At 47.3% G+C, this 15,232-nt stretch carries 11 protein-coding genes; all 11 read left to right on the top strand.

Going from position 1 to position 15,232, the window contains the following annotated elements; genetic code table 11:
- Nucleotides 1-246: 246 nt before the first annotated feature.
- The 11 genes from MHB84_RS19825 (at nucleotide 247) to MHB84_RS19875 (ending at nucleotide 15,232) form a co-directional block, all read left to right on the top strand.
- Complete coding sequence (locus MHB84_RS19825; RefSeq protein ID WP_063566889.1) at nucleotides 247-1,200, top strand: ABC transporter permease; 954 nt, start codon at nucleotides 247-249, stop codon at nucleotides 1,198-1,200.
- A gap of 45 nt (nucleotides 1,201-1,245) precedes the next feature.
- On the top strand, nucleotides 1,246-2,118 hold the full coding sequence (locus tag MHB84_RS19830; protein ID WP_024633116.1) for a carbohydrate ABC transporter permease: 873 nt from the start codon (nucleotides 1,246-1,248) through the stop codon (nucleotides 2,116-2,118).
- A gap of 65 nt (nucleotides 2,119-2,183) precedes the next feature.
- Complete coding sequence (locus tag MHB84_RS19835; RefSeq protein ID WP_076287800.1) at nucleotides 2,184-3,683, top strand: extracellular solute-binding protein; 1,500 nt, start codon at nucleotides 2,184-2,186, stop codon at nucleotides 3,681-3,683.
- Between the two features lie 23 nt (nucleotides 3,684-3,706).
- Nucleotides 3,707-4,816: a glycoside hydrolase family 88/105 protein gene (locus MHB84_RS19840; protein WP_076287801.1), complete on the top strand. Its 1,110-nt coding sequence runs from the start codon at nucleotides 3,707-3,709 to the stop codon at nucleotides 4,814-4,816.
- Nucleotides 4,817-5,001: 185 nt separating this feature from the next.
- Nucleotides 5,002-6,513: an extracellular solute-binding protein gene (locus MHB84_RS19845; protein WP_083678768.1), complete on the top strand. Its 1,512-nt coding sequence runs from the start codon at nucleotides 5,002-5,004 to the stop codon at nucleotides 6,511-6,513.
- A gap of 165 nt (nucleotides 6,514-6,678) precedes the next feature.
- The gene (pulA, locus tag MHB84_RS19850) at nucleotides 6,679-8,730 is read left to right on the top strand and encodes a type I pullulanase (RefSeq protein ID WP_076287802.1); all 2,052 of its coding nucleotides are present in this window, start codon (nucleotides 6,679-6,681) and stop codon (nucleotides 8,728-8,730) included.
- A 282-nt stretch (nucleotides 8,731-9,012) separates the two neighbouring features.
- A complete protein-coding gene (gene pulA, locus MHB84_RS19855; protein ID WP_076287803.1) occupies nucleotides 9,013-11,892 on the top strand; it encodes a type I pullulanase in 2,880 nt (959 codons plus the stop codon).
- A 278-nt stretch (nucleotides 11,893-12,170) separates the two neighbouring features.
- Nucleotides 12,171-12,803, top strand: coding sequence for a 50S ribosomal protein L25 (locus MHB84_RS19860; RefSeq protein ID WP_076287804.1), 633 nt, complete (start codon nucleotides 12,171-12,173; stop codon nucleotides 12,801-12,803).
- A gap of 264 nt (nucleotides 12,804-13,067) precedes the next feature.
- Nucleotides 13,068-13,586, top strand: coding sequence for a hypothetical protein (locus tag MHB84_RS19865; RefSeq protein ID WP_076287805.1), 519 nt, complete (start codon nucleotides 13,068-13,070; stop codon nucleotides 13,584-13,586).
- 271 nt (nucleotides 13,587-13,857) lie between these two features.
- Nucleotides 13,858-14,823, top strand: coding sequence for a helix-turn-helix transcriptional regulator (locus MHB84_RS19870; RefSeq protein ID WP_076287806.1), 966 nt, complete (start codon nucleotides 13,858-13,860; stop codon nucleotides 14,821-14,823).
- 46 nt (nucleotides 14,824-14,869) lie between these two features.
- Nucleotides 14,870-15,232, top strand: a complete 363-nt coding sequence (locus MHB84_RS19875) for an HIRAN domain-containing protein (protein ID WP_063566897.1) — start codon at nucleotides 14,870-14,872, stop codon at nucleotides 15,230-15,232.

Consider the following 15,232-nt stretch of genomic DNA (forward strand, 5'->3'; position numbering starts at 1 on the left):
TCTTTGTTTTTGGGTCATTCTTTGTTCTGTGTTCGGAGCAGAGTTAAGACGGGAATATCGAAGGTTAAATGTGGTTCATTCAGGGAAGCGATCCAGAGTTACCAATGCCTTAAACCCTTGCTGCATAAGGGAAAACAAGAAGCTAAAACGAGACGATAGCCAGTTACCCGTTTATCCTCCACAATGAAGACATGAATTCAGGAAGTGGTATTTTGTAATCGTTTCCAACGTGGGGAGGAAGACACTATGAAAGCCGAAACGGCGGCTCGAACACGACCCGCTACCCGCAGTGACAAAAACCTGCTGTGGAGGGACATCATCAAAAACCGGTGGCTCTATATTATGTTGATACCGGGCGTGCTCTACTTTGTTATTTTCAAATACATACCCATGTACGGCATTACGATGGCTTTTCAGGATTACACGCCATACAAGGGCATTCTGGGCAGTGACTGGGTAGGGTTCAAGCACTTCCAGCGTTTCTTCGGGGAACCGCAGTTCTGGACCTTGTTCCGGAATACGTTTTTGCTAGCGATTTATAATATGGTGTTCTTCTTCCCGCTGCCAATTGTATTGGCACTTATGATGAATGAAGTTCGCCGTGAACGGTTCAAACGATTTGTACAGACGCTGGTATATGTTCCGCACTTTGTTTCCTGGGTTGTTGTGGTTGGTGTGTTCTACATGTTGTTCACAACCGAGGGTGGAGCTATTAACGAATTACTTTATAACCTAACGGGGCAAAAAGTGGCTTTCCTGCTTGAGCCTGGCTGGTTTCGAACGATGATTGTTGGACAATCCATCTGGAAAGAGGTAGGCTGGGGCACAATTATTTTCCTGGCGGCACTTTCCGGTGTAGATACACAGCTCTATGAAGCTGCACGGATGGATGGTGCCAACCGTTGGCGCCAGACTTGGCATATTACGCTGCCTGCCATTCGTAGTACGATCATTATTTTGCTCATTCTGCGTCTGGGTAACTTCCTGGATACAGGCTTTGAACAGATATTCCTGATGCTGACGCCGACGAACCGGGATGTGGGTGAGGTATTTGATACCTACGTCTACACCAAAGGTCTCACACAGGCACAGTACAGCTATAGTGCTGCTGTTGGTTTGTTCAAGTCGGTGGTCGGACTGGCGCTTGTACTGGGTGCTAATACGATGGCCAAAAAATTCGGGGAGGAAGGCGTCTACTAACGCTTGGCAGCAGACGTTCTTCACCAGACAGGAGTGAACATTAAGATGCAACAGGATAAAACGTGGGGCAACCGGATTTTTGATATCCTCAATCATGGCTTTCTGCTTTTGATCGGAATAGTGACCGTTATCCCGTTCATTTATATTTTGGCCGTCTCGTTTACGAGTCCGCATGAAGTGGCCAAGGGAGGATTCATTCTTTTTCCGAAAGAATTCTCCCTCGCTGCTTACCGTTATATTTTCTCTACAGACACATTGATTCGCAGTCTGGGTGTATCAATCTACATCACCGTCATCGGAACACTGCTTAACCTGCTGTTCACGTCGCTGATGGCGTATCCGCTCTCCAGAAGATACTTGCGTGGACGTCAGCCGATCCTGCTGGGGGTACTGTTCACCATGCTGTTCAGCGGCGGAATGATCCCAACCTACTTTGTCGTAAAATCATTGCACCTGACGGATACATTATGGTCTTTGATGCTGCCTACCGCGATTAGTGCATTCAACCTGATCGTACTTAAGAACTTCTTCCAAGCCATACCGGACGAACTGGAGGATGCCGCCAAAATTGATGGGTGTAACGATGTGGGCGTATTGTTCCGAATTGTACTTCCTTTGTCGATGCCAGCAATGGCTACCTTCTCTCTCTTTTATGCGGTGGCTCACTGGAACAGCTTCTTCAACGCCGTAATCTATATCAACGATAGTGAAAAGTGGCCTGTGCAGGTATGGCTACGTGAAATTGTCATCTTGGCTCAGAGCCGGATCGGTGATACCAGTATCGAAGAGACCGAGATTCAGCCGCTTACCATTCGAATGGCCGTTATCGTGTTCTCCACGATTCCAATCATGCTGGTATACCCGTTCCTGCAAAAGCACTTTGCCAAAGGAGTGATGCTGGGATCGGTAAAAGGTTGAAATTACGCATGATTGTACATCAGAACGGGTTCATGACTGTATAAAAAAGGGGAGGTTTTGGTTTAATGAAAGCAACAAAAAAGAAAGCCGTAGCTGTCTTAAGCACATTGGCATTGGTAACAGGCCTGCTGGCAGGATGCGGATCGGATGAAGGTCAGGCTGCCGAGGGCGGCGTGCAGAATGTGTCCATTGCAATAGCACAGGTGGGCGACGTACCGAGCAAAGGCAATGAGGTTCAGCAAAAGATCGAGGCGTATACGAACACCAAACTAGACATTCAATGGATTCCGGCTTCGGCTTACAATGACAAAATTAATGTCATGATCGCATCCAGCGATATGCCCAAAATTGTGAAAGTGCAGTATAACCCAACCGTAACCAGTGCGATGCGTAACGATGTATTCTGGGAAGTTGGACCTTTGATGAAGGATTATAAAAATCTGTCTGCACAGAACGAGCGTTTCTTTGACAATATCAAGGTGGAAGGCAAAATCTACGGGGTACCGGTATTCTCTGATATTGCCCGTGCAACGGTGATTTATCGTAAAGACTGGTTTGATAAGTTGAATCTCAAGGTACCAACGACACCGGATGAATGGTATGAAACGATCAAAACGCTGGCGACCTCCGATCCGGATGGAGACGGTCAGGATAATACGTTTGGACTAATGCTTTTCAAAAAGTATAACGAGGATCAATATTCCTTCACTACACGTCTTGGCGTAAGTTTTGGTGCACCAAACAAGTGGAAGGTGGAAGATGACGGCAGTTTTACACCGGAATTCATGACACCGGAATATATGCAGGTGCTGGATTTGCTGAAACGATTGTATAGCGAGAAATTGCTGAATCAGGACTTTGCTGTATTTGATTCCACAGAAGCGGAGAAGAAATATGATACAGGCGTTGTCGGCATGCGTATCGGTGTCGCCCAGAACGGGAAGAGCCAGCAAGAGCGTCTGTCCAAGAACGACCCGGATGGCGTAGTAGACATTGCAGGTTTGCTTGGTGTGAGTGGCGACCGTGTAGCGGGGCAGACGGGTAACTCCGGTATTCTGGCTTTTCCGAAAGCGACGGTGAAATCGGAAGACGAGTTGAAAAACCTGTTGTCTTTCCTGGATAAATTAATGGACCCGGAGATGGCGACGCTGCTGATGCGTGGCATTGAAGACAAACATTACAAGAAGGCTGGCGAAGACCAAGTGGAGATGAGCGACTTCGATGCATTCCAGCGTGAAGTGAAGCCATATCGTGATAACTTGCCTTACGTGGAAGGATACAATGTGCCGAAATTGAAAGATACCGAACTCGGTGAGAAGGGTACGGAACTTGCCAAAGAGCTGGCGGAACATGCTGTGCCAAACCCTGCATTAACCTTGTATTCGTCTACTTATGGCGACCGTGGGGCAGATCTGGATCAGATGATTGCAGATGCGCAGACCAAATATATTATGGGCAAAATCGATGAAAATGGCTGGAAACAGGAAATCGAGAATTGGGGCAATGCGGGCGGTACCAAAATTCGTGAGGAATATGCCGAAGACTACAAAAAACAGGCTAAATAAAAAGCCGGAAGCGGAGGAACATCATGAAAGAAACCCTGCAATTCACACCGGTACGGATGGCTGAACAGTTCATGGAAAGTTATCGCAATCATGAGTTATATCCGACCTGGCATTATGAAAATGGTTGTCTGCTGAAAGCGCTGGAAGAGCTGTACACCCATACCGGAGAACAGAAATATTTCGACTACATCCGTGAACTGATGGATAACTTCATTCAGGAGGATGGCTCGATTCGCTCCTATGTAGTCGAGGAATATAACCTGGACCAGATTAACCAGGGGAAATCGCTGTTCCTGTTGCTGGACAAAACGGGTGAAGAGAAATACCGTAAAGCCGCGGATTTGCTCATGGTACAGCTTAAGGGACAGCCTCTTACCAGTGAAGGCGGATTCTGGCACAAGAAAATCTATCCGTTCCAGATGTGGCTGGATGGGCTGTATATGGCAACGCCGTTTCTCACGCAATATGGTGCGGTTACTGGCGAGGAGAAGTGGTTTGACAAAGCGGCATTACAGCTGCTGCTGGTGGAGAAACGTACACGTGATCCACGCAGCGGTCTGCTGTACCATGCCTGGGATGAGAGCAGGGAACAGCGCTGGAGCTCGGGAGAAACTGGATGCTCTCCACATGTATGGAGCCGGGCGATGGGCTGGTATGTGATGGCGGTAGTGGATACATTGGATCATCTGCCTGTAGATCATGAGCATCGCGGTCAGATTGTGGGGATTTTCGAACGTGTAGCGAATGCGCTTGTACATGTACAGGACCAACAGTCCGGGTTATGGCCTCATTTGCTCGATCAACCAGGGCGTGAGCGTAATTATTTGGAGGCATCGGGGACCTCAATGTTTGTGTATGCACTAGCGAAGGGTGTACGTAAGGGTTATCTGAGTGGCAAGTTTAAAGCGATCGCAGAAAAGGGTTATCAAGGTCTGCTGCTGCATCTGCTGCAAACGGATCGTGAAGGTGTATTGTCCCTGACGCAGTGTAACGGTGGGGCAGGTCTGGGCGGTACCCCGTATCGTGACGGGTCATACGAGTATTATGTGACTGAATCCATTCGGATAAATGATCCGAAATCGGTAGCTCCATTTATTTTGGCAGGAGTGGAAATGGAACTGGCGACACGCTAGTTCCTTTCTTCAGACTTATTTATGATAGCGCATTCATGGGGCATTTTGCATCAATCCAAGGAGCGACTTCAAATCAGCACAATATAGATCGGAACGGTTCAGTCCGTCTATATTGTGTACCCGTAGCGATTTAATCAAATGAGGCAAAATGTGAATAATTTGGTTATCCAAAGGAGAGATGGTTCATGAGTCCAAAAGGTCGGATGTCTCGTTTAGGCGGATTGGTCGTGGTTGGTGCAATGTCCGCTGGACTGCTTGCAGGGTGTGGGGGAGAGAAAGCGCCTGCGGCAGGGGAAGGCAAGCTTCCCATTTCGATTTCTTTGATGCAGGTTGGTGATGTGCCAGCCAAGGAGAACGGGATTGAACAAAAGATTGAGGAATATACGAATACGGATGTCAGTGTACAGTGGATTCCGCAGTCTGCTTTTGATGATAAAGTGAATGTCATGGTAGCTTCGGGCGAGATGCCGACCATCATGCGCGTGAATTATGTACCCACAACATTTAACGCAGCCAAAACGGGGCTGTTCTGGGAAATTGGACCCTACCTGAAGGATTATAAAAACCTGTCTGCCCAATCCGAGGCTTATTTTGACAATATCAAGATTGAAGGAAAGGTCTACGGGGTACCCAACTTCCGCGATATCGGGCGTACAGCCATCGTGTATCGCAAGGACTGGTTCGACAAGTTGAAGCTGGATGTACCGAAAACGCTCGATGACTGGTACGAAGTGATGCGCTCCATTCGCAAGGATGATCCTGATGGTAATGGCAAGGAAGACACGTATGGAACGGTACTGTTCAAAAAGTACAATGAAGGCGTATCCTCGCCGCTGACACGAATCGCCGTAAGTATTGGTGGGGTGAACAAGTGGGGTGTGGACGATGCGGGTAAACTTACCCCTGAATTCCTGACCACAGAATATGTGGATACGATGAAGCTGTTCAAGCGTCTATTCAGTGAGGGATTGATCAACAGTGACTTCCCAGCGTTGGACCCTTCCGATGCGGACAAAAAAATCGACTCCGGTCTCGTAGCCATGAAGCTGAACGGTGTTGCTCAGAACGGAAAGTCGTTCCAGCAACGGCTGACACCAAATGTGCCTGATGGCGAGATTGATGTGGCCCCGTTCCAAGGACCGGATGGCATTCGAATTGCCGGGGAACCGGGGAACTATGGGATGCTTGTCATTCCCAAAGCTTCCGTACCGGACGAAGAACAGTTAAAACAGGTGCTGACGTTCCTGGATCAACTGATGGATGAACCACTGAGTACACTTCAGCTGCGAGGTCTGGAAGATGTGCACTATACGAAGACTTCGGATGGCAAGACCGAGTTCAAGGACTTCGACGGATACCAGCGTGAAGTGAAGCCTTATCGTGACAATCTGCTAAGCGTTGAAGGTTATAACGTACCTGAGCTTGTCGATGTACCAATCGGTATGAAGGGAACGAAGATGGCACGTGAAAATGAGCAGTATGCTATTCCAAATCCGGCGCTGACCTTGTCTTCTGCCATCTATACTGAGCGTGGCCAGGAGCTGGACCAGATGATCTGGGATGCACAGACCAAATACATTATGGGCAAAATCGATGATGCTGGCTGGGAGCAGGAAGTGGCGAACTGGAGAAAATCCGGTGGCGATCAGCTCATTTCCGAATTTGAAGCGTCTTATGCCCAGCTGAACGGGAAGTAATTAGAAGAACAAGCTGTGTTTTGCGTGAAATGACGTGAAGCATGGCTTGTTTTTTTAAGTTCTTTTTCATCCCCGAGATTATGGTTAGGTAACAGAAGGGGTATAAAAGGTAAGGAGCATTTGTTCACATCCATTTTATTGCTCATCGAGAGGGGAATATACAGCATGATTGATGACCATCACAAGTTAGACGTATTAAACGTAGTAGATACATACCAAGGAAGAGATCTGGGTGTCACGATGGAACCACAAGCCTGTAGTTTCAAAGTGTGGGCACCTACCGCAAAGCAGGTAGATGTGCTGTTATCCCCGCCTTCAACAGGGGGAAGTCCCAATGAACAGAAGAATCAGGACGAACAGAAAGAAATACCTATGAACAAGCAGGATCAGGGCATCTGGACCCTGAAACTCGAAGGTGAGTGGAACGGTTATCGTTATATGTACAGAGCCACCTTTGAGGACGGACGGCAGGAGATAGCGGTTGATCCCTATGCACGGGCTGTGACCATGAATGGAGAAATGGGAGTCATCGTCAGGCTGGAACAGACCCACCCGAATGGCTGGAATGAGGATATTCGTCCAAAACTGGCGAGCCCGGTAGATGCGGTCTTATATGAGCTGCATGTGCGCGATTTCTCGATCCATGAGTCATCCGGCATGAGGCACAAAGGAAAGTATCTTGCTTTTACCGAGACAGGTTTGCACGATTCAAACGGGAATACACTGGGGATCGATCATTTGGCTGAGCTGGGAATTACTCATGTACATCTGCTACCGGTTTTTGATTTTGCGACAGTGGACGAATCGAAGGAAGATGACGGGACTTCCGATTGCTCACGTTATAACTGGGGCTATGATCCGCTCCACTACAACGTTCCAGAAGGTTCTTATGCATCCCGTGCAGATGAGCCGGAGACAAGAATTCGAGAGTTCAAATCGATGGTACTCGCCCTTCATGAGAAGGGGATCGGAGTCATTATGGATGTGGTGTACAATCATACGTTTGATACGGCAGCCAGTTCATTTGAGAAGCTTGTTCCAGGATATTACTACCGTCAGAACCCGGATGGCACGTACAGCAATGGATCTGGTACAGGCAATGAAGTGGCAACTGAGCGCCCGATGGTGCGCAAGTTCATTATCGATTCCGTACGATACTGGGCAGAGGAATACCATGTGGACGGGTTTCGTTTTGACCTGATGGGTCTGATCGACACGACAACGATGAAAGAGCTCGCAGCAGAACTGCATGCCGAGGTTTCTCCCTCCATCCTCCTATACGGTGAACCTTGGGGGGCGCTGGAATCACCCCTTGGAGATCAAATGACACTTAAGGGAGCACAGCGTGAAGCTGGATTTGCTGTATTTAATGATAACCTCCGTGGAGCGATCAAAGGGGATAGTGATGGAACGGGAACCGGATTTGCTACAGGAGCGGAGGGAAAAGAAGACGATATTTGGACAGGCATAAGGGGAGCCATTACCGATTTTACCGCTGGCCCATCTGAAACGATTAATTATGTAACTGTACATGATAATCTCAACCTGTGGGACAAAGTCGCCCAGACACAAGGATTGCACGATACGCTGGGATTTATCACATATAGCGAGGATGGTCGTGTGAAAGGCAGCGCCAACGTGGCAGAGGCTGTACAGCAGGCGAAGCCGTATTTGCACGTTGACCCGGATCGCATACTGGAGAACGAAACGGTCCGGCGCTGTCTGCTTGCTAACGGCATCGTATTGACTTCCCAGGGGGTCCCATTGCTTGCGGCTGGAGATGAACTTCTGCGAAGTAAATTTGGCGATGCCAACAGTCATGAGAGTGGAGATTCAGTCAATGCCATTCGGTGGGAGCAAAAGCAGCAGTTTAAGCCTGTTTATGATTATTATCGTGGCCTGATCCGTCTTCGGCGCGAGCATCCTGCTTTTCGTCTTCGCACCCGGGAAGAGATTGAGCTCCATGTTCGATTGCTTGAAAAAGGAAAAGGGCTGTTGTCCTATGAACTGGCAGGAACGTCTGTGGGAGATTCATGGGGACGGATAATCATTATCTACAATGCTTCCAAAGAAACCCGTACAATCTCCGTTTCTTCAGGTACATGGAATGTGGTTGTAGAGCATGGGCAGGCTGGCATAGAGACGCTGCGTACAGCCAAAGACGGTCAGGTTAGTGTTCCTGCTATATCCATGACGGTTATGTATTCAGGTGAGTGAACTTATTGCACCCTTTCTCCATTGTGGAGCGAGGGTGTTTTGCTTTTCACCATCTTTTTTTCATCAGGACAGGTACAAATGCTGTCAATCTATGGCGCTTGTTTACATATGCTGTATCTTGAAAGCGATTGCTGTGAGGATTTGCTTCACATTCAATATGCTAATTGAAAGCCTCTGCTCAACCGATATGTTGAGTACAGACAACCCCGGGTTGACAAATGACGTCTCGCTCCGTAACATCGGGACAACACGAAATCAATGGATATAAAGGCGGTGGGAACGATGCCGGAATGGACATCTTTTCGTTATGAAGGCAACGATCTTGGCTTAACATATACGCGTACAGCAAGCACATTCAAGCTGTGGGCACCTACAGCTCAGCAGGTTTCATTACTCATTTTTGATAATGAGGGACATTATGATGCAACTGGTAAAGTAACCGAACATGATGACGGACAGAAACGGTTGATGACCCGTGACCCGGATGGAATATGGAGTGTACAGCTTGAAGGGGATTGGGCCGGACATTATTATATGTATCACATTACCCATGATGATCAACATATTGCAGTGGCACCCGATCCTTACGCTCGTGCTGTATCGGCGAATGGACAGCGGACAGCCATCATTGACATGGATACAACCAATCCAGTGGATTGGGAAGAGGATGTGAAGCCCGTATTTCTGCGTCCGGCAGATGCGGTTCTATATGAATTACATGTGCGAGACTTCTCCTCCGACCCCCATGCTGATATTCCATATAAGGGCAAATATTTGGCATTTACGGCTTCCGGGTTGACGGACAGAGGTGGAAATTCCATCGGTGTAGATCATCTTGTCGAACTCGGCATCACGCATGTACATCTTCTGCCTGTAGCGGATTATCAGACGGTTGATGAATTGGCAGTGACAACGGACGTCGGCTCGAATGCCAAATTGCCATACAACTGGGGTTATGATCCGCAGCACTATAACGTGCCGGAAGGTTCCTATGCGACCAATCCGCGTGATCCTGCGATTCGAATCAGGGAATTCAAGGCGCTCATTCATTCCTTGCACCGACAAGGCATTCGTGTTGTGCTTGATGTGGTTTATAACCATACGTACAGCGTGGATGATGGACCTTTTGAACGGATTGTACCAAGTTATTATTACCGTTACCGTGAGGATGGCAGATTGAGCAATGGTTCGGGTGTAGGCAATGAACTGGCTACGGAGCGCCCTATGGTGCGAAAATATATTTTGGACTCTCTCCTGTATTGGGCAGAGGAATATCATGTGGACGGGTTTCGCTTCGACCTCATGGGGCTGATTGATACAGACACGATGAACGAAGTGACCCGCGAGCTGAGAGAACAGATTGATCCGGCTTTTCTGATCTACGGGGAGCCGTGGACAGGCGGAGATTCACCTCTGGATCGAAAAACGTTAAAAGGAACACAACGCGGTCAGGGATTTGCTGTATTTAACGATCATTTCCGCAGTGCTATCAAAGGGGATAGTGATGGGATCGGTAAAGGTTTTGTTACCGGAGCAGACGGTAAGGAGTACGAAATAGCCATGGGTGTAGCCGGAGCGCTAGATGATTTCACATCTTCACCAGTGGAATCCGTCAATTATGTAACGGCACATGATAATCTCAACTTATGGGACAAAATCGCAACAACGATGTACCTCAGGCATGATCTCGGTTACCCGGTATGGAGAGACGGGCAGCCTGTAGAAGGAGGCAGTGCAGAATCGGCGGTTAAAGCGGCGGACCCTTATCGTTATGTCGATGCGGATGATGTACTTGATCATGAGATGGTTCGACGTTCCTTGCTCTCAACAGGGATTTTGCTTACCTCACAGGGTATTCCATTTCTTCATGCAGGAGATGAGATGCTGAGATCCAAAGCAGGAGATCACAATAGTTATCGCAGCGGGGACGCCGTGAATACGATCACTTGGGCTAACAAAGCTCGATTCAGACCTGTTTTTGACTATTATCGTGGCTTGATTCATCTGCGTCGCACACATCCGGCCTTTCGCATGATTAACGCCGAACAGGTAAGGAATCATCTTCGCATGATGCGAGCAGAAGGAAATGTGGTTGCATTTACACTGGATCACGGAGCGAATCAGGATACCTGGAATCAGATCGTGGTAATCTACAACGGAACGGGTCAGCAGCAGCAAGTGAGTCTGCCGGAGGGTGATTGGCATATTGTTGTGAATGATCACCAAGCAGGTACAGACCTCATTGAGACGGTGAGCGGGAACGCAATGGTAGAACGGTGGTCGTTGATGGTACTGTACGACACGGAATATGCTGGTGGTACTGAACCGGCTGTGATTGAGATTCATTCGCCGCGTCTTGTGTACAGTGCCGGAGAGATTGCTGGTTTGCGAGCATCAGTCAGAGACCGTTTTGGTAATGTAGTGGAAAATGCATCTGTGACCTGGAGCTCTTCGAACCCACAGATTATTGCGATTCAATCCGATGGGACAATTCATATGGGGGAGACCGGAGAAGCAACGATCAGCGTCCAATGTGGCACGATTACCACAGAGTGTACGCTGCAGGTTGATCACCTCCATCCGGAACGAATTGAAATTATTGGGGAATCTGTAATGTACACGACACGTGTCAGTCGATTCCGCGCCTTGGTTCTGGATCAATTCGGCCAGCCTCTGCAAGGTATGAATATACGGTGGAGCTCGTCTAAGGTGGATCATGCAGTGGTTAGTACAGCAGGAATTGTGCGTGCTTTAACACCAGGGTCTGCCCAGATTACCGCGGAGGCTGGAGGGATTCAGGCATCGCTGAATGTCAAAATCCACAAACCAATTTCGCGAATTGTCACTCTCCGATATGAACGGGAAGATCAGCATTATGAGGGATGGGACGTCTGGGTATGGGGCACAGGCATGGAGGATGGAGCTGTCCCATTTGAGCGAGTGGGTAATGCAGCAGAAGCCCGTTTTCGGGTGGCTGCAGGACTGCATCATCTAGGCTTAATTATTCGGTTGAATGAATGGGAAGCCAAAGATACCTGCGGAGATCGTTATGTTGATATCGGTCCTGAAGACGGAGATGTGCACATTATCGTTCACAGTGGGTCGGATCAAATGCAGGTTATCCGTGAAAGTGATGATGAGGATGATCGTAACAGCGCATAGCTGGCTAAGTTATAACTTCATACAAAGGTTGAAAAGTATAGGCTTAACAAGCGGTCGGAAGGTATTCCGACCGCTTTTTTGTTCATTAGAAAGCCCCTTTTTCACCAGAAAAATAAAAAAACTGAACATGTTAGTGTTTGAGATGGTCTTTCATTGGGGTAAATATAGATATGGCCCCAGATTCGGCCACGCACGAAAAGGCCATTCTGGTCTAAGAGAGAAGCTTACGGCTTCCTAACAAATATAAGTAAGGATCCCTTGAAGGAGGATGTTCAATCATGAAATCCAACGGAAAAATGGCTCAACTTACGGCAACACCAAGAACTGAAAAGAAAGGTGCAGCATTGCGCCTGTTAAGACAAGGCGGACGTGTTCCGGCTGTCGTTTATGGCCCGGGATTAGAAGGTGCCGCAATACATGTAGATGAAAAAGAAGTGCTGAAAGTAGCACGTACAGGTCGCTCCGAGATGTTCAACCTCAATCTTGAGGGTGGCAAAACGGTTCCAGTGTTGATCAAGGATCAACAGGAACGCAACGGACGTCTGCTGCACGTGGACTTCCTGCAAATTTCGAAGAATAAACCGATCAGCGTTAGTGTATCGATCGACTTCCAAGGTACCGCAGCCGGCTCCAAGGCAGGCGGTGTGTTCCAGACACAGGAAACTCAACTGGAGGTCGAAGGACTTCCGGCTGATCTGCCAACCTCCATTGAGGTGGATGTTAGCGGACTGGAAATTGGTGATCGTTTGACAGCTGGAGATATCAAGCTCGATAAAGGTCTGACTCTGGTGACGTCAGGTGATTCCATCATCGCTTCCGTGATGCCGCCACAAGCGGCTGAGGAAGAGCCTACGGCTTCTGCTGATGAAGCAGCACCGGCAGCACCAGAAGAACCAGCTAAAGAAGAATAGGGAGTCAGAATATTTATTATTCTGTATCTCAACCAAGCCCGGTCATCACGACCGGGCTTTTTTATATTGGAAAAGGACAAGTGGAGTCGCAGGAGATGCGCGATAATGAATGTCGTTTTGACTTATGAAAGATTGCTACATAGTCGCGTTATTCGGTATGATGACGGGGAGCTGTTTGCGTGAAACAACGTTACAGTATACTATGATTCGGAGCAGCAACAATTCATTTCGGAATAATTTGCATAAGAAAGCAGGTTTCACAACATGTTTGATCCGACGATTTATGACAATTTGAAAGTAGGCTTCGAAAATTACCTATATGATCTCGATAATTTGGATGAACTTATTTCCATAACGGATCGGAAGGATCAGCTTGAGTTGGCCCGTATGTCCAGAGAGTTGGTGCTGCAATTCTGCCTGCGAGATTGCCCTGACGTAACAGGCGAAGTGCTACTGAACACATCGCTTGAGGATCTCGCGGCTGAGATTTTGGAGACACCAGGAGTTCTATCAGGTTGCCGTTTGCGGTTGCGGTTCAGAATGGTTGTTAAGGAGCCTGAGACTCAATGTCCTGCAATTAGCTCCATATTACAAGAGAGCTGGCCGGAACAACGAAAATTGCAGCATATTCATTATATATTTGAAGATCAGCCAGCAACTTATGCAATCACAGCTGAAGTACATTTTGACCGCAGTGTGAATGAAGATCAGATGGGAGATATCCCTGATCTGTGCGATCATATGGTCAATGTGCTGACTAAATTATTGCAATTGCACAAATAAACAAGCGAAAAAGTCTTGTCTCTGGTCCAAGAGACAAGACTTTTTTTATTTTTTTTGAATGCCAAATAGGCTATCAGGCGTAGGTATAAGGACTTGAGGTTAATATTTTACGCAAGCAAGTAAGAGAATGTATATTTAATAAGCCGAATAAGTGCGATTGAACTATATACATAAGGTGAAATTGCGAAAATAAGTTTGGGACTAAAGATTTAGTACCGGACTAAAGGAACTAGTTTTCCTTGCCGATAAAATATCGAAGGGGAGAAACTACATGACAGAGAAATTAATTCGTCTTCTGCGTATACTTCAGGCTATACAAGCGAATCCCGGAATTTCCGCCAAAGAATTGGCGTTGAAATGCGGTACAACTGTGCGCACGATTTATCGCGATCTCCGAATTTTGGACAGGGTTGCCCCTATCATGAATGAAGGTTATGGCAAGGGGTATCGGTTCATTGGTGAATTTGCCATGTATCCTCTGGATTTTACCGAACAGGAAGCGATAGTATTCTCCATGCTTCCATCCGTGGTGGATACTTCGCAACTCCCGGCTGAATTTGATTCAGCCTTTGACAAGGTGATGACAGCCCATACGAAAATGAAATCGAGAAACAGTGACATTGTAGAAAATATTGCAGGCATTATTCGTATGGGTACACCTGCATACCGGGAAGAAGGGAAGTATCCCAACTTGCTTATCCCGGTCATTGAAGCCATTCTGGATCAACAAACGATTCGAACCCAATATCACACGCTTACGAAAAATGAAATAACGGTCCGCGACATTGACCCCTATTACCTCATTCCGCGCGATCAGCGTTTCTACTTGATTGGTTATTGCCACTTGCTGCAGAAAGTCCGTTTGTTTCGGATCAGTCGCTTTCTGGACGTTATACAGACCAATACCCATTTTGTTATGGGTGATTTCAACATAACGCAGTTCATGAAAAACACATGGTCCACTGATCGTGGGGATAAACTTATCCATTTCAAAGTAAGATTCACTGAGAAAGTGGCCCCCTACATAAAAGAAGAAGAAATGTTTGTTCGTCCACGAATGACAGATACGCCTGATGGTGGATTGTTATTTGAAGTAACGCTGAACAGTAGTCGTGAATTCCTGAAATGGTTATATCAATTTGGCCCCGAAGCGGAGGTCCTTGAACCCCGCGAATATCGTAAAGAAATTCGTGAACAACTCATAGAGTGGATGAAACATTATGAGGAAGATCAATAATTCAACCCAACTAAATTTAAAAAATGTGTAAAAAGGAGCTTTTGTGATGAGTACCAAATTATTTGCAGCCATGTATGGAATGGAGCATTATCATGGTGTAGAAGCTTTAAACGTAGGCGATATCCTGTTTCTGGTCAAAGACCCCGACAATCGGGTAGACTCTCGAGCCATCAAGGTAGTAGTTCCCCCCATTGGGACGGTTGGATATATTGTTAATAATCCACTGCTCGCTCCTCACGGCTGCTGGACTGGCTCGGGAATTTATGATGCTTTCCGCCAACAAACATGCGCTAAGGTGAGATTTGCCATGAAAGATATGATTATTGTGGAGTTAATTGAAATGATGTATGTTCCTGTTCCGCATATGGATAGCTTTATTGCAGACTGGCAGTCACGTGAAAAAGCTTAA

This window comes from Paenibacillus sp. FSL F4-0087 (genome assembly GCF_038020215.1).
GTDB lineage: Bacteria > Bacillota > Bacilli > Paenibacillales > Paenibacillaceae > Paenibacillus > Paenibacillus taichungensis.

Bases quoted from the DNA above. Each gene is read 5' to 3' on its own strand.
- MHB84_RS19825 (WP_063566889.1), top strand. From the start codon at position 247: ATGAAAGCCGAAACGGCGGCTCGAACACGACCCGCTACCCGCAGTGAC.
- MHB84_RS19830 (WP_024633116.1), top strand. From the start codon at position 1,246: ATGCAACAGGATAAAACGTGGGGCAACCGGATTTTTGATATCCTCAAT.
- MHB84_RS19835 (WP_076287800.1), top strand. From the start codon at position 2,184: ATGAAAGCAACAAAAAAGAAAGCCGTAGCTGTCTTAAGCACATTGGCA.
- MHB84_RS19840 (WP_076287801.1), top strand. From the start codon at position 3,707: ATGAAAGAAACCCTGCAATTCACACCGGTACGGATGGCTGAACAGTTC.
- MHB84_RS19845 (WP_083678768.1), top strand. From the start codon at position 5,002: ATGAGTCCAAAAGGTCGGATGTCTCGTTTAGGCGGATTGGTCGTGGTT.
- pulA (WP_076287802.1), top strand. From the start codon at position 6,679: ATGATTGATGACCATCACAAGTTAGACGTATTAAACGTAGTAGATACA.
- pulA (WP_076287803.1), top strand. From the start codon at position 9,013: ATGCCGGAATGGACATCTTTTCGTTATGAAGGCAACGATCTTGGCTTA.
- MHB84_RS19860 (WP_076287804.1), top strand. From the start codon at position 12,171: ATGAAATCCAACGGAAAAATGGCTCAACTTACGGCAACACCAAGAACT.
- MHB84_RS19865 (WP_076287805.1), top strand. From the start codon at position 13,068: ATGTTTGATCCGACGATTTATGACAATTTGAAAGTAGGCTTCGAAAAT.
- MHB84_RS19870 (WP_076287806.1), top strand. From the start codon at position 13,858: ATGACAGAGAAATTAATTCGTCTTCTGCGTATACTTCAGGCTATACAA.
- MHB84_RS19875 (WP_063566897.1), top strand. From the start codon at position 14,870: ATGAGTACCAAATTATTTGCAGCCATGTATGGAATGGAGCATTATCAT.